The sequence below is a fragment of the Nonomuraea sp. GTA35 genome, assembly GCF_041950525.1.
In the GTDB taxonomy this organism is placed as follows: domain Bacteria; phylum Actinomycetota; class Actinomycetes; order Streptosporangiales; family Streptosporangiaceae; genus Nonomuraea.
In genome coordinates this window covers 1-21,092 of record NZ_JBGNUV010000025.1, presented here as the reverse complement: position 1 = coordinate 21,092, position 21,092 = coordinate 1, and the positions used below count along the sequence as shown (strand labels likewise).

Here is a 21,092-nt window from a genome sequence, read left to right as displayed (position 1 = left end):
TTCACACCGTTATCAAGGACCTTGATAACAAGCTACTTGATAACCAGGGGAAACGGCTCTCTGCCAGGTGAACGGGCGGACGTGCGCACCAGGCCTGCATTGACGGCGCATGGTGGCCCTTCTATTTTCCAGCGACCGACGTCAATCCGCGGCGGACCGATCCGCGGCGCGCCGCGGATATGGAGAGGAGGAGCGCGAATGACACGATTGACCACGGTGCTGGCTGGTGCCTGCGCCGCGGCGCTCTTTGCCGTCATGACCGTGGCACTCGGATCGCCGGCCGTCGCCGCCACCCTGGTGGAGGTGACCAGCTTCGGCAACAACCCGGGCAACATGCGGATGCACGTCTATGTGCCGGACTCGCGCCCGGCCTCGCCGGCGATCGTGGTCGCGATGCACGGCTGCGGCGGCTCCGGTCCCGGCTTCTACCAGAGCAGTGAGTTCGCCTCGCTGGCGGATCGACATGGCTTCATCGTCATCTACCCGAGCGCCACCCAGTCGGCGGGGTTCGGCAACTGCTTCGACACCTGGTCGGACGCGGCCAAGCGGCGTGGCGGCGGCAGCGATCCGGTCTCGATCACCTCAATGATCGACTATGTCGAGCGGACCCATCAGGGAGACCCGAACCGGGTCTACGCCACTGGAAGCTCCTCCGGCGGCATGATGACCCAGCACATGCTCGCCGTCTACCCGGACGTGTTCAAGGCAGGGGCCTCCTTCATGGGGGTGCCCTTCGACTGCTTCGCCGGCGCCTCCGACTACCCGCCCGGAAGCAGCAGATGCACCGGCGGGAGCATGGACCGGACACCCCAGCAGTGGGGCGATGCGGTCCGCCAGGCGTATCCGGGGTATTCCGGCCCCCGCCCGCGCATGCAGCTGTGGCACGGCACCAGCGACACCCTCGTGCCTTACTCGCTGCTGCGGGAGTCGATCGAACAGTGGACCAACGTGTTCGGGCTGAGCCAGACCCCGACCAGCACCGACACCCCGCAGGCGAACTGGAACCGCAGCCGGTATGCCGATCCGTCCGGCACCGTGCGGGTGGAGGCGTACAGCGTCCAGGGCGCCGGGCATGCCCTCCCGCAGAGCGGTATGGCCCTCTACGCCATCGAGTTCTTCGGCTTGACCACCAGTGCGACCGACACCACGCCGCCGACCATGCCCGGCACCCCGGTCGCGTCCAACGTGACCGCCACCAGTGCCACGCTGACCTGGACGGCCTCCACCGACGACACCGGTGTGACCGGCTATGACATCCTGCGCGCTCCCGGCGCGACGGGCGGCACGTTCACCCGGGCCGGCACCTCGGCCACGACCTCGTTCACCGACACGGGCCTGACTGCGAACACCACCTACCGCTACCAGGTCCGGGCGCGCGATGCCGCCGGTAACGTCTCACCGGTCTCCGGCACCGTCCAGATCACCACTCAGGCAGGCACGACCGGTGCCTGCTCGGCCACCCCGGCCGTGCAGTCCCAGTGGGGAAACGGGTACGTGATCCAGCCGCTGACCATCACCAACACCAGCACCTCGACGATCACCAGCTGGACCGTCACCTTCACCCTGCCGGCCGGGCACACCCTGACCGGCTCGTGGAACGCCACCGTCACCACCAGCGGCCAGACCGTCACGGCCAGAAGTGCCGGACACAACGGCACGCTCGCGGCGGGAGCCAGCACCACCGGCTTCGGCTTCCAGGCGAGCAGGCCCAACGGCGACACCGCCCTGCCGTCCGGCTACACCTGCGCCTGACCGTCAGCGCGCTTCCCTGATCACGGCCCCGTCATCGGCACGTGGGACCGGGCCGTGATCAAGGGCTCCGCGCCGCGCTGGAGCAAAGCGTCGCCCTCGCGGCAGGCGCCGACCCGGCTCGGCCGTCGGGCACGCGCAAGGTCCGTTCGGGGGCGGGCGCTCAGATGCTTGTCGACGTAGGCGTCGGCCGGCCCGGCCGGAACTTCGGGCCCGAAGATGCACGGCGTGCTCGTAGCGCAGCAGCCACCACAGCCGGCCGGCGTCTGTTCGTGCAGCGGCATGGCCCGGCCCACATCCCCCACCGCACGGAAGGCACTGCCGCGGCCTTGTACCGTGAACACGTGAAGATCGACCGGCTTGACCACCTCGTCCTGACCGTCGCCGACCTCGAAGCGACGATCGCCTTCTACACCCAGGTGCTGGGGATGGAGGCGGTGACGTTCGGCGCGGGACGTCGCGCGCTCAGGTTCGGCCACAGCAAGATCAACCTGCACGAGGCCGGGCACGAGTTCGACCCCAAGGCGGCCCGTCCCGCACCTGGCAGCGCCGACCTGTGCCTGATCGTCGCCGACCCGATGGAGACGATCGTCGCCGAGCTGGCCGCGCACGGCACCGAGATCGAGGAGGGGCCGGTGGAACGCACCGGGGCGACCGGAACGATCCTCAGCGTCTACGTCCGCGACCCGGACGGCAACCTCATCGAACTCAGCACCTACGACCGCTGAGTCTTCCGTAGGTATCCGGGCCACGGGTGGGCGAGAGCGCCGCAAAGCGCGGGGATGCGCCGCCGGCGCCAGGGACGCGAGCACCGGAGGCGCACTCGCCGGCCGGGCGGGAACTCGCCCCGTCTCCAGAACGCCCGGAATTGAGGATCTCCGGTGCGGGTGAGTGCCACGGGCAGCGGTGTCCCGCGCTGCCCGTGGCCGGTCTCCCGATCTGTGCGGTGTCAGTCCTCGTAGGCGCAGATCGCGTAGACCACGAGGTTCCAGTACCTGCTGTCGGACACCACCTCCGCCGCCTTGGCCTCGACCTTCTCACGGGTCGGGACCAGATAGTCGAGGGTGATGTCGGTGATCGGGATGGAGCCGATCTCGTCCTGGACGGCGAACCCGGTTCCCAGGACCACCTGCCTGTCACCGGCGCCGCCACAGGCCACGTCGAGCTCCTTGCTGGGCAGGGTGGAGACCGGGCTGTTCACGGTGGAGTCGCTGTAGATCCACAGCCCCGGTGGCGGGTCTTCCGCGCATATCGCGAACATCTCGAGCGTCCAGGACGGTGCTGCCGAGGAGGAGATCCACGTCGCGTGACCGTGAACCGCGTTGAGCTGCGGCTTGATGTAGTCGACGACGGCGTTGCCGCCCGCTCCGTCCAGCCGGTAACCGTTGCCGAGCAGAAACTCACCGGGGTCGCAGGTGACGGTCAGGGGAAGCAGCCCGTTGCGCGGGGCGGTCCGGCTGACGATCCTGGTCGCCTCGTCCGGGTCGCCGCAGACGGCCCACACGCGGATCATCCAGGCGGACGAGGTGCCCGCTCCGGTCTCGATCCCGAACGCGCTGACCGTGTACGTCGTCGGTACCACCTCGTCGATGACGACGTCGCCGCTCGGGCCCATGATCTCGGCCCCCGTGCCGAGCACGCGTGTGCCCGAAGGGCAGGTGACATCGGCGCCCTTGTTGCCGGAGGTGTTGCCGCTCGTGTCGAACACGACGTCGTAGTCGGGAATGTTGGCGGATGAGGCACTGGCCGGCACCGTCACGACGACGGACAGTGCGAGAACCAGCGAGATGACGGTGACCAAGGTTCGTCTTGTGGCGATAGGCAAGAGAGCCTTCTCTGAGTAGTGGACGCGTGAGGACCTCCCCGATCTTCGGGGATCACGGTTCCCTGTCCTTGCAGACTCGCCCCGCCGCCTCGCGCGGTCTGCGCACAATTGCCGGTCGGCCCGGTGCCCTTCGGCATTGTGCCCCCAGGCCTCCTGTGCAGCCCTGGCGCTCGGTGACCGCCGGTCAGAACGGGCCGCACCGCCACCAGCCCACACTCTCGCACCGCGAGACGGTGGTTCTTCAAGCGCGGAGGGCGTCGATGAGGGCGTCGACGGCGGCGAGCGCGGCAGTCGTGTCGAGTCCTGCACGGGAGACCAGGGAAAGGCCCTGGACGGTGAACAGCAGGAGCTGCGCCTGGGCCTCGGGGGTGGCGGTCCGGGTGACCTCGCCGTCGGCCTGCGCGCGCCGCAGGGCATCGGCGACGATCCGGGTGAAGCGGGCGTGCGAGCGGGCCACGATGTCGCGGGCCTCGGCATCCTGCGGGACCAGTTCGGCGGTGGTGTTGCCGATCATGCATCCTTGCGGACCGCCGGCGTCGGAGGTGTGCTCCTGCGTCCGGGCCGGGGTGGCGAGCACCTCACGCAGCGCCGGCAGCACCGGCCCGGACTCCAGTGCCGCGACAAGCCGGCGCTCGTAGGTGTCCCAGTACAACTGGACCGCCGCCAGGTAGAAATTCCGTTTGTCGCCGAAGGCGCCGTACAGGCTGCCCCGCTCCAGGGCCAGCGCGTCGACGAGGTCCTGGACGGAGGTCGCCCCGTAACCCCGGGACCAGAACAGCAGCAGGGCCTGCTCGAGGGCCTGGTCCTTGTCGAATGCGCGGGGGCGTCCTGTCCGTGCCATTTCCCCAGGTTACGACTTTTTGACCGCGTGCACAAAATGCCCTACGGTGAGGGCCGACCGACTTATTGAACGATCACACGGAAGTCCTCCGGCGCGCGAGCGTACCGGAGGACGAGAAGAGGCAGGACCCCCATGGACTTCCACGGCAAGACGGCACTGATCACCGGATCGGGCGCCATCGGCGGCCTCGGGCACGCGACAGCGAGGATCCTCGCCGCCGGCGGCGCCAACGTGATCATCACCGGCACCGACCCGGACCGCGGCGCCCAGGTCGTGGACGACGTGCGAGCCGGCGCGGTCGGCACCGCGCGCTTCATCCCCGCCGACCTGGCCGACCCGCAGGCCGTGCGGCAGCTGGCCGAGAACGCCGGGGCAGTGGACATCCTCGTCAACAACGCGGGCGTCGTCCCGTTCAGCCCGACCGCCGACCAGGACCTCGCCGCCTACGACGCCGCCTTCGCGGTCAACGTGCGCGCACCGTTCATCCTGGTCGCCCAGCTCGCACCGAAGATGGCCGCCGCCGGGGGCGGCAGCATCGTCAACGTCAGCTCCACCGCGGCCGCCCTGGGCATGCCGCCGATGGCGGTCTACGGCGCCACCAAGGCGGCACTGGAGTCCCTGACCCGCACCTGGGCGGCCGAGTTCGCCGCCTCCAACGTGCGCGTCAACGCCGTGGCACCCGGCCCGATGACCACCTCCAAGGTGGTGGCGGCCATGGGACCGGACCTCGGCGGCATGGGCCTGACGACCGCGCTGAAGCGCACCGCCGCCCCGGCCGAGGTCGCCCAGGTCATCGCCTTCCTCGCCGGCGACCAGGCCGGCTACGTCACCGGCGCGGTCGTGGCCGCCGACGGAGGCCGCACCGCCATCTGACCCGGGGCGCGCTTCCGCCCCTCTGCACAACCACCGTTACCGGAACCACGCGCTCAGGCGCGAGTGAGGAGATCAAGGCCAATGGGTCGTCTTGCGGGAAAGCACGCACTGATCACAGGCGGGACAAGCGGCATCGGGTTCGAGACCGCCCGCGAGTTCCTCGCCGAGGGAGCAGCCGTCGCGATCACCGGCCGTTCGCGCGAACGTCTGGAGGAGGCCACCCGGCAGCTGGGCGGCCGGGTGCTGCCCGTGCTGTCCGACGCCGGCGACGTGCCCGGCCAGGCAGCGCTCGCGGCGCGGCTGCGGCAGGAGTGGCCGAAGCTCGACATCGTGATGAGCAACGCCGCCGACGTCACCCACCTGCCGATCGAGAAATGGACCGAGGAGGCATTCGACCGGCTCGTCGCCACCAACCTCAAGGGCCCGTTCTTCCTGATCAAGGCCCTGCTGCCGCTGTTGTCCCGGCAGGCGTCCGTCATCCTCGTCGGCTCCGTCTCCGCCTTCATCGGGCACGAGAACGCGGCGGTCTACGGCGCCGCCAAGGCCGGCCTGCTGTCCCTGTCGCGCGGGCTGACCTACGAACTGAAGGAGCGGGGCGTCCGCGTCAACGGGCTCAGCCCGGGGCCGACCCTCACGGACACGTTCGCCTCACTCGGCCCCGAGCGGCAAGCCGCCCTGTACGACGAGCTGCGGCGGACCGTACCCCTGCATCGCATCGGCACCGCCACCGAGCTGGCGAAGGCGGCTGTCTACCTGGCCTCCGACGAGTCCGCCTACACCGCCGGCACCGTCCTGCGCGTCGATGGCGGCATCGGAGAACTCGCCTACTGACCTCGACTCGTCAGCGGGCCTGCCCACACTCTCGGTCGTGTGGATCGGCGAGATGTTGCGTAGCGTCGCCTACGAAACAGCCGCCCGGCCGGAAACGCTGCCGGCCTCCTCGCCCGGGTGGACCCGGTTGCCGACATCGCCGGGCGGCGTTCCAGGCGACGCGACGGCGGCGAGGCGCCCGCCGCCGACGTCTGCAAGATCCACGCCGAGCCCTTCCAGGCGGCTGGCCACCTGACCGAGGTCCAGAAGCAGGCCCGCTGTCCGGTCTCGGCCGCGCCGGCCGGCTGAGGCTCAGGAGCTCCTGGACGCGGGCCGCCACACGAGGGCGCGCCGCGAGCCGTCGGGGGCCTCGGCCCACCCCGTGATCTCGCCCTGCGCGTTGACGGCATTGGCCATCGTGGCGGTGCCGGTCGCCGGGTCGGGCAGCAGGGCCGGCGCCGCGCCGGGGCCGGCCCAGACCGCCGCGTGGGCGGCGGTGCCGGCCGCCGCGCACGTGTGCGTGCCGGCGATCACGTCATCGTCGTTGACGGCCTTGGGCGCGGCCAGGCCACCGGCGTCGGGCAGGCGCCGCATGCCCTCTTCGGCGCTCCAGATGTAGCCGCCGGCGAGCACGCCGTCCGCGCCGAGCGCCGACTGGCCAGGGCGGTGGGCTGGCTCTTCGAAGGGCGGGGCGATCATGGGATCCATGCGCACGAACCTGACCGTGCTGGCGAGCCTCCTCCTCCGCACATACCGTGGTGCTTCGGCCAGAGCCTGTAGCAAGGCGCTGTTTATGGGGGCGTACGGGCGAAGCCCGTGCCATTAAAGATGAAAAATAAATATCAATAGAATCCGGACGCCTTTACAAAGTAAGTCTGCTCGAGTGCGAAGTGGAGCGGCACCAGTGATGCCGACGGCATCCGCACGATCGGCGACGTGAGGGCCGCGGCGCGCGATTCGTACCGCCACTCCCTGCCAGTGCTTGTCCGCCGGCTGAAGCCGCTGCACAGCGATCGGCCTGCACCAGCACCGGAAAGAAGGCGTCTTCAGTCCCTGACCATCGCGAGATCCGAGCACGAACTGACGGCGGGTCGTACCGTTCCCAGGGTGACGTGCCCGACCGTTCGACATGGTTCGCACTCCCCTCACCGAAACGCGCCTGGCATGCGGCGGAACACAGATCACCGCCCCCGCGCGGCATGCGCCTGATCACACCGGGCCACCGACCGCAGCTAAAGGCGACTGTGCGCTCCTGCCCGGGATCGGGGGACGATCCACCATGCCGCCGCTCGGGGGGGTGCGCAGCCGCGGCGGAATCTCCTCGGCCGTAGCCACCTCGGCCGCGGTAACAGGGCGACGGCCCGGAAGTAATTGCATACCCCCATTCCACTAGCCTCCGGCCGCACCTGAACAGACCGGATTCCTTCCAGCTCAGCGTGGTTTCGGGCGAGGGCGGCAGGTGGAGGGGGAGCCGACCCTGCAGAAGCTGGAGGGAAGGCTGTGGGGCCGGCCTCCCCCTGTCATGGAACCGGCACAACGCTTTCCGCGCCCTGTCTTCGTGACCCCTGCCGGGCCCGCTGCAGGGCGACCCGGCCCTGTAACGACCATCGTGCTCGTTTCCCCGGGCGCGCACCATGATGGGTCCTTCGCTGGCCACGGCGGCCATTCAGTCGGCGCGATCCCGTGCTCGCCGAACGAAGTTCAGATGTGATCGCATGGCAGTCTCCTTTCCGGTCGATTGTTCGCCAAGACGCTCCAGCAACCGACCAGATGACTAGGTTTCTGGACGCTTCCGCTTAACTCGTACCGAAGGTGAGTCTCCTATGCCCCTGCCCACGAGACTGGTCGTCGTCATCCGTGCCGACCTGCCGCACGCGTGGGCGGTGAACGCCGCCGCCGTGCTGGGCCTGAGCCTGGGCGTGCGGCTGCCCGGCCCGCCGCCGGAAGACGCCAAGGATGCCTCAGGCGGCCTGCATGCCGGGCTGGACCCGCATCCGGTGCCCGTGCTGAGCGGCACGCCTGACCAACTGCGCGAGCTGTATCAGCGGGCTACCGGCCGGGAAGACCTGGTCACCGTGGGCTTCGACGAGGTGGCGCGGCGAGCCCGCGAATATGACGACTATCTCATCGCGCTCGCCGCCACTCCGGGCGAGGAGATCGAGTACGTCGCGATCGGGCTGTTCGGCCCGCGCAACCGGGTTACGGCGCTGACCAAGCACCTGCCGCTGCATGGTGCGCCGACGCAGGAGCCGTCCGCATCCAGTGCGGTCAGCGGAAAGAGGAGGGGAGACCTCTTCCCCACAGGCGGCGACGACCGCCGGTTCAGCGGGCCCGCGACCGGCGACGAGCGATGGCTCCTGCAGGACGTGCTGCGGGACCAGCGCGAGACTCTGCGGTTGAAGTGCTCGGGGGTGTCGACGGAGCTGGCGCGCCGGTCGGTTGAGCCTTCGACGCTGTCGCTGCTGGGGCTGGTGCGGCATCTGGCCGATGTGGAGCGCCGCTGGTTCCGACGTGTGCTGGCCGGTCAGGACGCGCCGCCGATCTTCTCCTCCGGCTCGGACCCCGACGGGGACTTCGACGCGGCTGTGAACGACCCAGAGGTGATCGAGGCGGCCTGGCAGGCCTGGGACGCCGAGGTGGCGTTCGCCGAGAAGTTCGTGGCCCGGGCGGCCGATCTCGACGTCGAAGGGCACGACGCGTGGCGCGGCGCCGTGTCGCTGCGCTGGGTGCTCGTTCATCTGATCGAGGAGTACGCACGGCACAACGGGCACGCCGACCTGCTTCGCGAGCGGATCGACGGGGTGATCGGTTTGTGAGCCCGAAAGAAGGGCCCGGGCGCCTCCCGGCCTGGCACCTGACAAGATCAGATCGCTTTGACCTGCGAGAAGAGGCAAACTACCCAAGACGACCATCGCGGCGGCCAGGCGGGCACCACGGGGTGCGCCAACCCCCACGAGGAGTCGTTCGCCGCTGGCGCGGCGGCGATCTATGATCGACGCCGACGACCGTCCCCTATCCGCGCGACCGCTCAGCTGAGGATCATTGAGACTCGGCGGACGGTACCCCCGATGCTCAGGCCGGGATCCAGTTGCCGTGGAAGCCGGCCGGGACGCGGACCGGGACATGCACCTCGGCCAGCGGCGGCGCAGCCAGATCGGCGGCGTCCAGGATGGCCAGATAGCTGCGGTCGGTGGCCCGGTCGTGGGCGAAGGTCATCAGGTAGCCGTCGTTCTCCCCGGCCGCGCCCGCCGCCACGAACACCGCCTCGCCGCAGGTGTGCCCGGCCGGGAAGCGGTGCACCGCCCGTCCGCCGCCGTCGGCCAGGTCGTAGGCGTAGATCTCCGACCGTTCCGGTTCGGCCTCCAGGGCGAAGCTGGTGGTGTAGCCGTAGCGGTGCGGCAGCCCGATGGTGCTGTCGGCGACACGCGGGTACTCGCTGGGCGCGTCGTCGACGGGAGCCTCCGCGACCGTGCCCGCGCGCGGGTCCAGGGTCCAGCGGTGCAACGTGGGCAGGCCGCCGCCGACGTCCTCCGGGCCGCCGCGCCACAGCGACGGCACCCGGGTGCCGATGACCGTGATCGTGCCGGTGGCGGGGTCCTCGAAGGCATTCATGGTGTGCCAGACGTAGCACGGCGCGATGTCGAACCAGCGTACGGGCGCGTCGTCGCCGGCCGTGCGCGGCAGGACGCCGAACCTGGCCTGATGGGCGTCGTCCCAGCGCCATGGCGGTGCACCGGCGGCGGCCCGGGCCGCGTCGAAGACGACCGGCAGGTCCAGGAAGATCACGTGATCGCGGGTGACGGCGAAGTCGTGCATCATCGTCGCCCGCGGCACGTCGATCACCCGCGTCTGCACCACCTTCCCCGCAGCGTCAGCGCGGTAGTACGTCAGGTACGGCGGGCGCAGCCGATAGCCGAAGAACAGCAGCTCACCGGTGATGGGACAGGTCTTCGGGTGCGCGGTCATCGGCGTCTGCAGCGTCCCGTCGAAGGTGTACGCCCCGATGGTGGCCAGGTCGGGCGTCACCTCGTACGGGAAGCCGCCCTCCTCCAGCGCGAACAGCCTGCCCGCATGCGCGATCAAATGCGTGTTGGCTGTGGTCACCCGGTAGTCGATCCGGCCCGTGCCGGGATCGAAGGCGAGGGCGAACCGGGACTCGCCGGGGTGCTCGTACAGCGGCGTGCGGACGTACCGGTTGCGGTACCAGCGTGCCCGGCCGCCGTCCAGCGCGATCGTGTGGATCATGCCGTCGCCCGCGAACGAGTGGGGCGACCAGCCGGTGCGCGGGTTGGGCCCGTTGCGGAAGAACTGGCCCGACAGCTCAGCGGGAATCTCGCCCGTCACCTTGGTGGGTTCCAGCGTCACCTCCTCCGCGACCGGCGCGTTGTTGCCCGCGAGATGCAGCGGGACGGTCTCGGTCATGGTGGATCTCCTGTCGTCGTGCTCGGGGGACGCCGACAACCATGCGCGGGAAAATCCGCGAAGAACAGTCTTGTTCTGCCGGACGCCGTCAGCCGCCCGGCGTACTCGCAGGCCAGGACGGTGCAAGAATCTTCGGCGGCAGGCGCGGACGGAGGCCCCGACAAGACCGGCGCGGGCACCCGGCTCACGAGCCCTGCCCGCTCCAGGAGGGCGATCAGGCGCGGCAGCGCGCCGGCATGGTGAGCGGACGAACGCCTGGCAGGACGCCTTCACCCGCCCGGCCCGCTGTCACGAACGACGAGCTCAGGTCGCGGAGGCCTTCTTCGACCTCACCGACTCCCACCATCATCACTGTCCGTAATCTGATCCGCCGAGCCTGGCACACTCACCGCTGGGGCCCCCGAACCCATCGACGCCGATGACCGTCACCTATGGGCGCGACCTCTTAGCCGCAGGTCACCGCCCAGCACTTCCAAAGCTACGGCGGGCCGCAAACGTGATGTCAAGCGCTCCCGGTCACCCGTGGAACGTCGTCCGGAACTGCTGGCCTTCCCCATCGATCAGCAGCGCTCCGTTCGTCGGAGAATCGTCGTACACCGCCTCACCGACATTGGCCAGCGTGACCTCAACCGCGACGAGCCGGTTGCCGCTCTTCGGCTTCGAGAACTGATCGCCCGTCGCCGGGTCGATCAGCCGCGCAACGGTCACCTGCATCTTCAGGCCGGGGTCCAAGCCCTGCAGAGTGATCGCCCCGCCGACTGCGGCGGGGGCCGGCTGCTCCTGCATGGGCTGCTCGGCCGGCCGCTGGCTGGACGGGAGCAGCCGGTCCGGCGAGTCAGCCTCGGTCACGATCGTGTCCCGGCCCGCGTCGACGAAGACCAGCACCACAGCGGCGCATCCGCCGAGCAGCAGGAGCGGGATGCCGATCGCCAGGGCGAGGATCAGGCCGGTGTTGCTGCGCCGTGGCGGTGGCGGCGGGGTGGGCGGCTGATACCCGTACCCAGGCTGGGGGCCGCTCTGGCGAAAGACCGACGTGGCCGATGAGGCTTCCCGGGCGAGCTGTCCCGCAGGGTCGACAACGTGATCGCCGCGCAGGCGCAGTTCGTGCAGCGCACCCAGTACAGGCGGACCGCCACCGTTGGATCACCCGCAGACAACCTCCCCACCGCAGCCCCGCCTCACCTCCACCGCGACTTGATCAACATCTCACCCTGACCAGGGACGAGCCGGTCCCCGCCGGTGTTCAGATACGCGTTCTGGCCCCGCTGTCGTTTTCGTTCAAGACGGCGACCGCGGCCGTGCTCTACCGTGGACCCGGCAGCTCGCCCGCGCAAAGGAGACAGCACAGTGCGTAACTTGGTCTACACCGGTTTCATGTCGCTCGACGGCGTCGTGGACTCGCCCGGGGGCGGGCCGGGAGAGGAACACCGCAGCGGCGGGTGGGTGTTCAAGGACCTGGAGTTCGTCCCCGAAGCCTGGTCTCTGAAGGGTGAGGAGCTCACCGACACGACGGCGCTGATGTTCGGCCGTCGCAGCTACGAGGCGTTCGCGACAACCTGGCCCGGCTCGGAGGACCACGCCGACTACAAGGAGCTGCCCAAGTATGTGGTGTCGTCCACGCTGTCCGACGACGCCATCGTCGACGGATGGGGGCCGACCACGATCCTGCGCTCGACCGAGGACGTCGCCGCGCTCAAGGAGGACGAGGGCGGCGCGATCTATATCCACGGGAGCGCGGAGCTGGCTCGGCGGCTGTCGGACGCGGGTCTGATCGACCAGTACAACCTGCTCCTCTTTCCCGTGCTGCTCGGTGCCGGGAAGAGCCTGTTCGGCCGGGCCGACCGGGACAAGCACATGCTGACGCTGCGGGAATCGGAGAGCTACTCCAACGGGATCCTGAAGCTGGTCTACGACGTCAGGCGCTGATCCAGGTCGAGGGCGATCGCGCCGCCGGCGCCCTCGCGCAGTTGCCTGACGGTGCGTCCGACGTAGGAGCGCAATGCGCGGGCCAGGTGCGGCTCGTCGCAGTAGTCGAGCTTGGCGACGACGTCGGTGGCCGGGTCGCCGGCAGCCAGCAGCTGCGCCGCCGTGCGGGCACGCTCGATCTGCCGGACGGTGCCCTGCGTCAGTCCGGTCGCGGCGCGGAACCGGCGTTCGACCGTGCGCCCCGAGACCGCCGGGCGGTGACCCCGCAGCACCTCGACGAGGAGCATGTCACGGACCACGATGCCGGCCCGGACGAGACGTTCGACCAGAGCCTCGGCGTCGTCGGGGCCGGGCCTGTCCCAGCGCGTGCCGTCCAGCCGGAACGTCCGGCGCGTGGTGTCGGGGAGCTCGATGCCGCCGTCGACCAGCGCCGGCGTGGGCACGGTCCGCAACGAGGTGCCCACGGCCAACTCGATGCCGGTGAAGGTCGCGCCCTCCGGGACCGGCGCCGTGCCGGTCCGGGTCTCGGGACCGGTGATGCCCGCGTAGGCCCGGCCAGCCTGTTCCCAGAACAGCAGGCCGCAACGCACCCCCGCGACGGACGTCATTGCGGTGACCTGCCCGCTCGTGCATGTCCACACGGTGTCGATCCATGCCGAGTCCGACCCGCGCGTCTTGAACCGCAGTCCCACGGGCGAAGGATACGTCGCTTCACGTTCTCCGTGGCTCGCCCGGCCATCCGGCGTTGCGCTACGGCAAGCTGTGCGGGCTACGCTGAACCGAGCTTCGACCTCGACCGCGCGATCCAACCAAGCGGACGCGATCGCAGGCCGATGCGGTCGTAGAGGTCCCGCCTTGTCGCGGAGCGGATACCTGCGGCCGCATACCGGTTGGTGGTCGCTGCCGCCGCCACACCACCAGGAGCAGCGATCCACCGATCGGTGGATCCCTAGCAGGGCGGCCGGTACGCCGGGCCGGGCAGGTAGCGATGCCACTCGGCTCGCGTGATCGCGGGGAACGCCAGCGCGCAGACGTCCCTAGCGGCCCGGCCAGGATCGGTGCCCCACAGCCGGACCGTCGAGTCCTCGCCACCGGTGGCCAGCACCGCCCCGCCGGGCGCGAAGGCCACCGCGTTGACCGTGCCCGTGTGGCCGGTGAGCGCGGCCGAGGCGACCGGCCGGGACGGGTCGGCCACGTCCCACAGCCGGGCCGTGCCGTCGCCGCTGCCGGTCGCCAGCACGCGCCCGCCCGCCTGGAACGCGACCCCGGTCACGCCGTCGGTGTGCGCGCCGAGCGTCGCCTCCGGCGCCGGGCGGGACGGGTCGGCCACCTGCCACAGCCGGGCGGCGCGGTCGGCGCCGCCGGAGGCCAGGACGCGCCCGTCGTCGCGGAAGCCCAGCGACAGCACGCCCTTGTCGTGCGCGCGCACGGTGGCGAGCGGGCGTGGGCGCCTCTGGTCGGCCACGTCCCACAGCCGCACCGTACGGTCGCCGCCGCCCGAGGCGAGCACCCGGCCGAGCGGGGCGAACGCCAGCGCGTTGACGGCGTCGACGTGCCCGGTGGCGCGGGTGAGCAGGTGGGGGCGGGCCGGGTCGGCGATGTCCCACAGGCCGATGTCGAACTTCTCGCCCGCGACGGCGAGGGTGCGGCCGTCGGGGGCGAGCGCCAGGGCGAACACGTTGCCGGTCCCGGCGTCCCACCGCTTCATGAGCCGGGGCCGGGCGGGATCGCGCACGTCCCACAGGGCCACGGTGAAGTCGAGGCTCCCGGTGGCCATGAGCTGCCCGTCGCGGGAGAAGGCGATCGCCGTGACGGAGTTCGGCTGGGCGGTCAGGACGGCGAGCGGGCGGGGCCGGCCCGTCCCGGACACCTCCCACAGCCTGGTCTTCCGGTAGCTGCCGGTGGCCAGGACACGACCGTCGGGGCGGTAGGCGAGCGCCGCCACGTCGCCGCTCTGACCGGCCACGATCGGGCGGCGCAGATCCCACAGCCGTACGGCGTCGTCCCCGCCGCCGGTGGCCAGGGACGCCCCGTCGGGGTGGAAGGCGACCGTGTAGACGGTGCCGGAGTGCCCGCTCAGCACGGCCGGGTCGCGGTCGCCCGCGTCCTTCGGGGCGGAGACGTCCCACAAACGGACGGTGCGGTCGTAGCCGCCGGTGGCCAGCGTGCGCCCGTCGGGGCCGAACGCGATCGCGACGACGCCGTTGTCGTGCCCGGTCAGCGTGGCGAGGTGGCGGACGTGCCGCGGGTCGCCGAAGTCCCACAGGCGCACGGTGTTGTCGAACGCGCCGGTCGCCAGCAGCCGCCCGTCGCGGCTGATCGCGGCGGCCAGCACGTTGCCGGTGTGGCCGGTCAGATCGGGCAGGCGGCGCGGGCGCCGCGGGTCGGCGACGTCCCACACGGACACCCGCTCGGAGAAGGCGGTGACGACCAGGGTGCGGCCGTCCGGGCCGAAGGTCACCGCCGACAAGGGAGCGGGGCCGGCGTCCAGCGTCGCCAGCGGGCTGGGACGGTGCGGGTCGGTGACGTCCCACAGCCGCGCCGTGCGGTCGTAGCTCACGGTCGCCACGGTCCGGCCTCCGGGGGCGAAGGCCACGCCGATGATGCCCTCCGTGTGCCCGGACAGGGTCGCGACCCGCTCCGGGCCGCCGGGCACGGTCATGTCCCACAGCCGCGCCGTCTCGTCGTTGCCGCCCGTGATGAGCGTACGGCCGTCGGGGCTGAACGCCGCCGCGGCGATGCCGGACGGGTCGCCGGTCACCGTGGCCGTCGCGGCCGGGCGGAGCCGGTCGGCGACGTCCCACAGCCGCAGCGTGCCGTCCAGGCTCACGCTGGCCAGGCGCCGCCCGTCGGGGGTGAACTCCGCCGCGTAGACGGCGTCGGTGTGCGCGCCGAGCACCGTGGCGTACGGGCTGCCGAGCGCGCTGAGCAGGGCGCCGCGGGATTCCGGGGTCGGTGTGACCTGGTGGGCGGCGAGGGCGAGCTGCGCGGCCAGCGCCGGGTTGCCGGCCCGCAGCGCGACGGCGTCGTCGGCCGCCTTGCCCGACAGCGCCGTGTCGCGCTGCCTGCCCGCCTCCAGTTGCTGGCGCACCGCGATCACGACGGCGGTGCCGGTGAGCACCAGCAGCACGGCCAGGACGGCGGCCAGCAGGCGCAGGCGGCGGGTCCTGCGGTGCCGCGCGTCCGCCTCGGCGTGCTCCTGGGCGAGTGAGGCGTCCAGGAACTCGCGGGCCAGGCGGCCGGGCGCGGTGTGGCCGCCCACCCGCCCCGCCCATTCGCGGGCGACGGCCAGGCGGGTGCCCTGGTACAGGAAGTCCTTCGTGCGGCCGGCCCTGTCCCAGGTGGAGGCGGCGGCGGCGAGGTCGCGGCCGGTGGCCAGGCCGGCCTGGTCCTGCTCCAGCCACGAACGCAGCTCGGGCCAAGCGGACAGCAGCGCCTCGTGGCTGATGCGCACGCTCTCCTTGTCGGCCGTGATCAGGCGTTCGGCGACGAAACGGCCGAGCACCTCCTCGACCTCGGTGACTCGCACGCCTTCGCCGCCGTCCGGGCCAGACGTGCCGTCGCTGTCACCGTCACCTTCGCCGTCCGGGCCGGGGAGCAGCTCGGCGAGCAGTTCGGGAAGCGGGAGGCGGCGGCGGGTGATCGCGGTGTCGGGCGCGATGTGGGCCAGGGTGAGGAACAGCCGCCGCGCCAGGGCCTGCTGCGGCCCGGTCAGCGACTCGTAGACCCGGCCGGCGGTCTCCGCCACGGCGCCGTCGATGCCGCCGGCCTCCCGGTAGGCGGCGATGCTGAGCCGGCGGCCCTGGCTCTTGCGCCAGGTGGACCACAGGGCGTGGGAGATCAGCGGGAGGGTGCCGGCCTCGTGCGCCTCGCCGTTGCCGCCGCCGCGTGGCGCGACCTCGCGCAGCACCAGCTCGACCAGGCCCTTCTCCAGCTCGACGCCGGCCTTGAGCGCCGGCTTCTCGATGGCGTCGCGTAATTCGCGCTCGTTCATCGGGCCGATCGCGATCTGCCTGTCCTGCAGCGCGGCCAGGAGCCCCGGGTGGTGCAGCGCGTGGGCGTAGAAGTCGGCGCGCAGGCCGAGCACCACCGGGCCGGTGGCGGCGGCCGCGCAGACCGCGTCGATGAACCGGCGCCGCTCCCCGTCGTCCTCACAGAGGGTGAAGACCTCCTCGAAGGCGTCCACGATCAGTACGGCAGGGCGGGGGTCGGCCGTGGAGGTGCGTGCGGCGAGGGCGTCGAGCGGGCGGGCGCCGGGGGTGAACGTCTCGACCCGGCGGGCCGGGCCGGCGAGCCGGGCCGCCACGCCCGCTTCGAGGAGCGAGGACTTGCCCGAGCCTGAGGCGCCGACCACGACCAGGAGCCCGCCGGGCGCGGGCGATCGGGTCAGCTCGGCGACGAGCCGCGCGGTCACGGCCTCGCGCCCGAAGAACCACTCGGCGTGCTCGCGTCCGAAGCCGTTCAGTCCCCGGTACGGCTCCGGGCCTGCGGGACGGGGGCCGGGCTGGCGGCGGACCCGCCGCCAGGCCGCCAGCCATTGCTCTACTTCCGCGTCGTCGGTGACTCCGCACGCACGCAGCACCTTAACGAGCAGCTCGCGCGAGGAGGTGGCGGGCAGGCCGCGGCCCGCGAGCCAGTCGCCGATGGTGCCGCTCTGCCCGCCGACGGCCGCGGCGAGAGCGCGCACGGAGATTCCGGCGCGTTCGCGCAGGCGGCTGAGCGCCGCGGCGAACTCCTCGCGGGTCGTGATGAGGGCGGGGACGTCGTCGGGGGACTGCTGCTGCATCGAGCGTCTCCTGAGGTCCTTTTCGGGGGGTGAAGCCGAAGCCCATGCTAAAGGGCCCTGTACGGAGTTGTACGGGTAATTCATCGCCACCGCACCCAACGCCGGACGCGATGTTGAATGTCGGCATGAAGGCGTGGGACGGTGCTTCCGCCCGGCGAATAGGGGCGCGGACAGAAGGCGACCGTCCCCGCTTTTCCGGAAATGTCCACATAAGCGGATATTGGCCGCTTGGAATGGCACGAAGAAAGGGGGTGGCGATGGACCTGGAGCTGCTGACCCTCGCCGGGGCGACGGCGCAGGCCCTCGTACAGGCGATGGTCTCGGACGGCTGGACGAGCGCGCGGGCCCGGGTCGCCCGGGTCGTCGGCGGCGGCGACCCGGAACGCGTGGCGGCCGAGGAGACCGCTTTGGAACGATCCGGCCAGGCGCTGCGTGACAGCGAGATACCCGCGTCCGTCCTGGCGGGCCACTGGCAGGGGCGGATCGCCGAGCTGCTGACGAGCCGTCCGGACTGCACGGGCGAGATCGAGGGCCTGCTCCGCGAGCTGCGGGCCGCCACCACGGGCACGACGAACGTGCGCGTCGACGGGCACAACAACGGCAATCTGATCATCGGTGATCACAACACCGCCCGCATTCACCGATCGGAGACACGATGACGCCGCCGGGCCGTCCGGCCGCCGTACGGAAATCGTCCGGAGAATGGGAGGAAGAGTGTCAGAGGCCGTCCACATGAACATCAACGGGGACAATAACGGAAACGTACTCGTCGGTGACAACAACGTCGTTCATTACACCGACGGGCGGACGTTCGTCACCGCGCGCGAGGGCGGCCCGGTCCCGGTGCGCAAGCGGGAGCATCCCGACCCCCGCTTCCTGCCGGAGAGCGCGGGAAACCTGATCGGCCGCGACCGCGACCTGGCGCGCATCCGCGGCTGGCTCGCCGAGCGCGGCGCCCCCGTCCTGGTTTACGGGCCGCCGGGCATCGGCAAGTCGGCCGTGCTGAGCAGGATCGCCCGCGACGCGGCGGACGCCGGTGAGGACGTCGTGTACCTGTCGGCCGCCGGGCTGGAGACCGAGGACATCGTCCAGGAGCTGTTCGAGGCCTGCTACGAAAGCCCCGGGTACCTGCCGCCGCCCAAGCGGTTGCGGCAGCTCATGGGCAAGGTGCGGGCGCTCGTCGTGATCGACGGCTACGAGGGGTCGGCCGAGTCGCTGGAGCGGCTGCTCGACGCCACCCCCGGCGTCGGGCTGCTCCTCGCCTCGACGCAGCGGGTCCTGGGCGCGGAGGGCCACGTCCTGCCGCTCGGCGGGCTGGCGGAGGACGACGCCGTCACCCTGACCACCGCCGAGGTGGCCTCGGGCCGGGCCACCACGGAGGGAGGTCCGGACCTGACCTGCGCCGAGGCGGCCTCGGCCCCGAACACCGCCGAGGCGGTCCCGGCTCCGGCCGGCGCCTTGAGCGGGGAGGAGCGCGCCGCCATCCGGAAGCTGTGCCGGGCCGCGAACGGCCACCCGAGAACGCTCTTCCAGGCGGCCGCCCTGATGCGCGCGAACGGCGTGCTCCCCGTGGCGGCCGACCCCGACACCGCCGCCCGCGCCCTGCTGGCGTCGCTGGACGGCGACAGGTCCGCGGCGGCCCGCGCGCTGGCCGCGCTGCCCGGCGTGCCCGTCTCCGCACCGGTGCTGGCCGCGCTGGCCGCCCTCCCTTCCCCGGACGACGCCAAGGGGGCGCTCGCCGAGCTGCAGCGGCTGCGCCTCGCCGAGCCCTCCGGCCCCGGCCACGTCCTGGCGGACGGATCACCGGTCCGGTGCGGCAGGCGGGACGCGGCCGGTTACGCCACCCGGCTCACCGCCTGGGTCGTCTCCGCGGCCCGCGCCGAGGTGGCGGCGAACGCCGCCGTCATCGTCGCCGTGCTGCGGGCGGCGGTGCGCGAGGAGGCGCACGACCCCGCGCGGGCCCTGGCCAGGGCCGCGGCGCCGTTGCTCGGCCGCTCTCTGCGCTGGGGCGCCTGGGGTCAGGCCCTCGCCCTCGGCCTGACGGCGGCGGCGAACGCGGGCGCGGCCGACGACGTGGCCTACTTCGAGAGCGAGGAGAAGGTACGCAAGCGCGCCCTCGGCCTGCTCATGGGCCTGGGCGGGGGCGGGCTGGGCGCCGCGGGGGCGCTGGCGTTCCTGGGCAAGGGAGGATCCTTCTTCAGCGCGCCGACGCTGGCGATCGCGGTCACCACCACCGTGGTGATCACCGCAGCCGCCGCCATCGGCGTGCACCTGGCCGGCCCCAGCGCCGCGGAGCAGCCGGCAACGGTCACCACCCCCGTCGCCACCCGCCCGCTGGCCGGCACCGTCGATCCGCCGGCTGGGACCGGCCGCCGCGCCTCGCCCGACACGGGCCCGGGCACCATCCGCCGTACCCCGCCGGACACAGGGCCGGACACAGGGCCGGGCACGGGGCCGGACACAGGACCGGACACCGTCCGGCGGCCCCCGCCCGACACGGGGGAGAACACGACGCGGGACCGGGGCCGCGACCCCCTCACACCGCGCCCCGCGACCCCTCGGCTGACCCTCTCGGACGCCACCATCGAGAGCGGCGGCTCGACCGAGGCGCGCGCCACGAATTTCGAGCCCGGCGAGCAGATCACGTTCTCCTGGTCGGGACCGGGCGGCAGCGGCGATCTCGGCACCCGCACCGCCGACACCAGAGGCGCCGCGGTGCTGCCCGGCGCCGTCCCCGCGGGCGCCGCGGCCGGCGCCTACACGATCGCCGCCCAGGGCAGGAGCCCCGAACGGCGTGCCGAGGCCGCGCTCACCGTCCGGGAGCGCCCCGCGCCCGAGATCAGGCTCTCCCGTGTGCCGTCGTCGGTGGAGGCAGAGGCCTCGTTCGAGGTGGTTGCCACGGGGTTCGACGCGGGCGAGAGCGTGCGGCTGACGCTCGGCGACACCCTCGTCGCCACGGCCACCGCAGGCGGGAACGGCCAGGTGACGCTGCGCGGCGACGCGCCCGCCGAGCCGGCTGCGTACCGCCTGACCGTCACGGGCCGGGACGCCGGCCGCTCCGCCGGCACCCAGTTGACCGTCACCCCGAAGCCGGCCCCCGACCTGTCCGGCCGCTGGGGCGGATACCTGAACTTCCAGGACCTGGGCGACGGCTTCTACGAGGGCACCCGATACGGGGCCGACTGGGTGGAGCCCAACAGCGGCTGCACCTATCCGACCGGGAGCGCGGAGGTGCACCTGTCCGGGCAGGGGCCCACCTACGAGGGCGAGATCCGCTGGATCTACGGCTCCGGCGGCCAGAACTGCGATTTCGAGTGGGGTGCGGCCACCTTCACGCTCAGCGCGGACGGCAACAGTCTGGAGGTGCGTTCACAGGACCCGCGTGATCCCGGCAACACGATGTCGCGGACGTTGCAGCGCAACTGAGCGCGGCGGCGTGAACGGGCGACGTTGAGCAACTGACGTCAGCCTCGCCGCCACCGATGCCAAGATCAGCCAGATGGACGCCAGGGAGCGACGAAAGGACTCGCCGGTGTCCATCGGCATGCCACCGATCGGCCGGCTCGTAGTTCGGCAAGCTGCGAACCGGGACAAGCTGGGCTGACTGCGTCAAACGCCCTTCAGAACACGATCAAGTGCCGCCCGGCCCGCAGGTCCCCAGTGCGGCTTGCCGCCGGGAAGGCCCCGGTCCCCGTTGTGCCCCATGAGCATCAGGAAGAGGCTCTTCATGGCAGCCAGCCCGCGGGCGCGCCTGATCGCCGCCTCGTCCGCGTGCGCGTACGCGTCGAAGAACCGTGCGGCCGTGCCCGCGGGGAGCAGCACCCACGCGGCGGCGAGGTCCCACGCGGGATCGCCGGCGA

Annotated in this window: 16 protein-coding genes and 2 pseudogenes; 10 read left to right on the top strand and 8 right to left on the bottom strand. The window is 71.8% G+C overall.

The window, feature by feature from the left end; all coding sequences use genetic code 11:
* Window positions 1–198: 198 nt before the first annotated feature.
* Window positions 199–1,752, top strand: a complete 1,554-nt coding sequence (locus ACBJ32_RS55530) for a PHB depolymerase family esterase (protein ID WP_375133702.1) — start codon at window positions 199–201, stop codon at window positions 1,750–1,752.
* A gap of 341 nt (window positions 1,753–2,093) precedes the next feature.
* Window positions 2,094–2,477 (top strand): VOC family protein, encoded by a 384-nt coding sequence (locus tag ACBJ32_RS55525; RefSeq protein WP_375133701.1) that lies wholly within the window; start codon window positions 2,094–2,096, stop codon window positions 2,475–2,477.
* A gap of 221 nt (window positions 2,478–2,698) precedes the next feature.
* Here the strand turns inward: ACBJ32_RS55525 and ACBJ32_RS55520 are convergent, their stop codons facing one another.
* Together ACBJ32_RS55520 and ACBJ32_RS55515 are read right to left on the bottom strand one after the other, a co-directional pair.
* The gene (locus tag ACBJ32_RS55520; protein WP_375133700.1) at window positions 2,699–3,550 is read right to left on the bottom strand and encodes a hypothetical protein; all 852 of its coding nucleotides are present in this window, start codon (window positions 3,548–3,550) and stop codon (window positions 2,699–2,701) included.
* Between the two features lie 265 nt (window positions 3,551–3,815).
* Window positions 3,816–4,415 (bottom strand): TetR/AcrR family transcriptional regulator, encoded by a 600-nt coding sequence (locus tag ACBJ32_RS55515; protein WP_375133699.1) that lies wholly within the window; start codon window positions 4,413–4,415, stop codon window positions 3,816–3,818.
* A 132-nt stretch (window positions 4,416–4,547) separates the two neighbouring features.
* Here ACBJ32_RS55515 and ACBJ32_RS55510 point away from each other — a divergent pair, with 132 nt between their 5' ends.
* The 3 genes from ACBJ32_RS55510 (at window position 4,548) to ACBJ32_RS55500 (ending at window position 6,407) form a co-directional block, all read left to right on the top strand.
* Entirely contained in the window at window positions 4,548–5,288 is a 741-nt protein-coding gene (locus tag ACBJ32_RS55510; protein ID WP_375133698.1) for an SDR family NAD(P)-dependent oxidoreductase, read from the top strand.
* An 81-nt stretch (window positions 5,289–5,369) separates the two neighbouring features.
* Entirely contained in the window at window positions 5,370–6,119 is a 750-nt protein-coding gene (locus ACBJ32_RS55505; protein ID WP_375133697.1) for an SDR family oxidoreductase, read from the top strand.
* A 117-nt stretch (window positions 6,120–6,236) separates the two neighbouring features.
* Entirely contained in the window at window positions 6,237–6,407 is a 171-nt protein-coding gene (locus ACBJ32_RS55500; protein ID WP_375133696.1) for a hypothetical protein, read from the top strand.
* Window positions 6,408–6,410: 3 nt separating this feature from the next.
* Here ACBJ32_RS55500 and ACBJ32_RS55495 read toward each other — a convergent pair whose 3' ends face one another.
* Window positions 6,411–6,806: a hypothetical protein gene (locus tag ACBJ32_RS55495; protein WP_375133695.1), complete on the bottom strand. Its 396-nt coding sequence runs from the start codon at window positions 6,804–6,806 to the stop codon at window positions 6,411–6,413.
* A gap of 1,115 nt (window positions 6,807–7,921) precedes the next feature.
* On the opposite strand from ACBJ32_RS55495, the gene ACBJ32_RS55490 reads away from it, so the two are divergent.
* Window positions 7,922–8,914: a DUF664 domain-containing protein gene (locus tag ACBJ32_RS55490; RefSeq protein WP_375133694.1), complete on the top strand. Its 993-nt coding sequence runs from the start codon at window positions 7,922–7,924 to the stop codon at window positions 8,912–8,914.
* Between the two features lie 256 nt (window positions 8,915–9,170).
* On the opposite strand, the gene ACBJ32_RS55485 is transcribed toward ACBJ32_RS55490, so the two are convergent.
* On the bottom strand, window positions 9,171–10,520 hold the full coding sequence (locus tag ACBJ32_RS55485) for a carotenoid oxygenase family protein (protein WP_375133693.1): 1,350 nt from the start codon (window positions 10,518–10,520) through the stop codon (window positions 9,171–9,173).
* Between the two features lie 220 nt (window positions 10,521–10,740).
* Here ACBJ32_RS55485 and ACBJ32_RS55480 point away from each other — a divergent pair.
* Window positions 10,741–10,942: pseudogene (locus tag ACBJ32_RS55480) on the top strand (IS5/IS1182 family transposase); the annotation flags it as partial.
* A gap of 94 nt (window positions 10,943–11,036) precedes the next feature.
* On the opposite strand, the gene ACBJ32_RS55475 reads toward ACBJ32_RS55480, so the two are convergent.
* Window positions 11,037–11,408 carry a DUF4352 domain-containing protein gene (locus ACBJ32_RS55475; protein WP_375133692.1) on the bottom strand — a complete coding sequence of 124 codons (372 nt, stop codon included), beginning with the start codon at window positions 11,406–11,408 and terminating at the stop codon, window positions 11,037–11,039.
* Window positions 11,409–11,867: 459 nt separating this feature from the next.
* On the opposite strand from ACBJ32_RS55475, the gene ACBJ32_RS55470 reads away from it, so the two are divergent.
* Window positions 11,868–12,446: a dihydrofolate reductase family protein gene (locus ACBJ32_RS55470; RefSeq protein ID WP_375133691.1), complete on the top strand. Its 579-nt coding sequence runs from the start codon at window positions 11,868–11,870 to the stop codon at window positions 12,444–12,446.
* On the opposite strand, the gene ACBJ32_RS55465 is transcribed toward ACBJ32_RS55470, so the two are convergent.
* Both ACBJ32_RS55465 and ACBJ32_RS55460 read right to left on the bottom strand, forming a co-directional pair.
* A complete protein-coding gene (locus tag ACBJ32_RS55465; RefSeq protein WP_375133690.1) occupies window positions 12,428–13,138 on the bottom strand; it encodes a helix-turn-helix domain-containing protein in 711 nt (236 codons plus the stop codon). The two genes, ACBJ32_RS55470 and ACBJ32_RS55465, sit on opposite strands and share 19 nt — an antisense overlap.
* A gap of 257 nt (window positions 13,139–13,395) precedes the next feature.
* Window positions 13,396–17,232, bottom strand: coding sequence for a helix-turn-helix domain-containing protein (locus ACBJ32_RS55460; protein ID WP_375133689.1), 3,837 nt, complete (start codon window positions 17,230–17,232; stop codon window positions 13,396–13,398).
* 257 nt (window positions 17,233–17,489) lie between these two features.
* On the opposite strand from ACBJ32_RS55460, the gene ACBJ32_RS55455 reads away from it, so the two are divergent.
* Window positions 17,490–17,891: a hypothetical protein gene (locus ACBJ32_RS55455; RefSeq protein ID WP_375133688.1), complete on the top strand. Its 402-nt coding sequence runs from the start codon at window positions 17,490–17,492 to the stop codon at window positions 17,889–17,891.
* Between the two features lie 55 nt (window positions 17,892–17,946).
* The gene (locus ACBJ32_RS55450) at window positions 17,947–20,658 is read left to right on the top strand and encodes a hypothetical protein (protein WP_375133687.1); all 2,712 of its coding nucleotides are present in this window, start codon (window positions 17,947–17,949) and stop codon (window positions 20,656–20,658) included.
* 183 nt (window positions 20,659–20,841) lie between these two features.
* Here the strand turns inward: ACBJ32_RS55450 and ACBJ32_RS55445 are convergent.
* Window positions 20,842–21,092, bottom strand: a pseudogene (locus ACBJ32_RS55445) (aminoglycoside phosphotransferase); the annotation flags it as partial.

Excerpts from the sequence above, each read along its gene's own strand:
- ACBJ32_RS55455 (WP_375133688.1), top strand. The coding sequence starts at position 17,490 with ATGGACCTGGAGCTGCTGACCCTCGCCGGGGCGACGGCGCAGGCCCTC.
- ACBJ32_RS55505 (WP_375133697.1), top strand. The coding sequence starts at position 5,370 with ATGGGTCGTCTTGCGGGAAAGCACGCACTGATCACAGGCGGGACAAGC.
- ACBJ32_RS55460 (WP_375133689.1), bottom strand. The coding sequence starts at position 17,232 with ATGCAGCAGCAGTCCCCCGACGACGTCCCCGCCCTCATCACGACCCGC.
- ACBJ32_RS55495 (WP_375133695.1), bottom strand. The coding sequence starts at position 6,806 with ATGGATCCCATGATCGCCCCGCCCTTCGAAGAGCCAGCCCACCGCCCT.
- ACBJ32_RS55490 (WP_375133694.1), top strand. The coding sequence starts at position 7,922 with ATGCCCCTGCCCACGAGACTGGTCGTCGTCATCCGTGCCGACCTGCCG.
- ACBJ32_RS55485 (WP_375133693.1), bottom strand. The coding sequence starts at position 10,520 with ATGACCGAGACCGTCCCGCTGCATCTCGCGGGCAACAACGCGCCGGTC.
- ACBJ32_RS55515 (WP_375133699.1), bottom strand. The coding sequence starts at position 4,415 with ATGGCACGGACAGGACGCCCCCGCGCATTCGACAAGGACCAGGCCCTC.
- ACBJ32_RS55510 (WP_375133698.1), top strand. The coding sequence starts at position 4,548 with ATGGACTTCCACGGCAAGACGGCACTGATCACCGGATCGGGCGCCATC.
- ACBJ32_RS55530 (WP_375133702.1), top strand. The coding sequence starts at position 199 with ATGACACGATTGACCACGGTGCTGGCTGGTGCCTGCGCCGCGGCGCTC.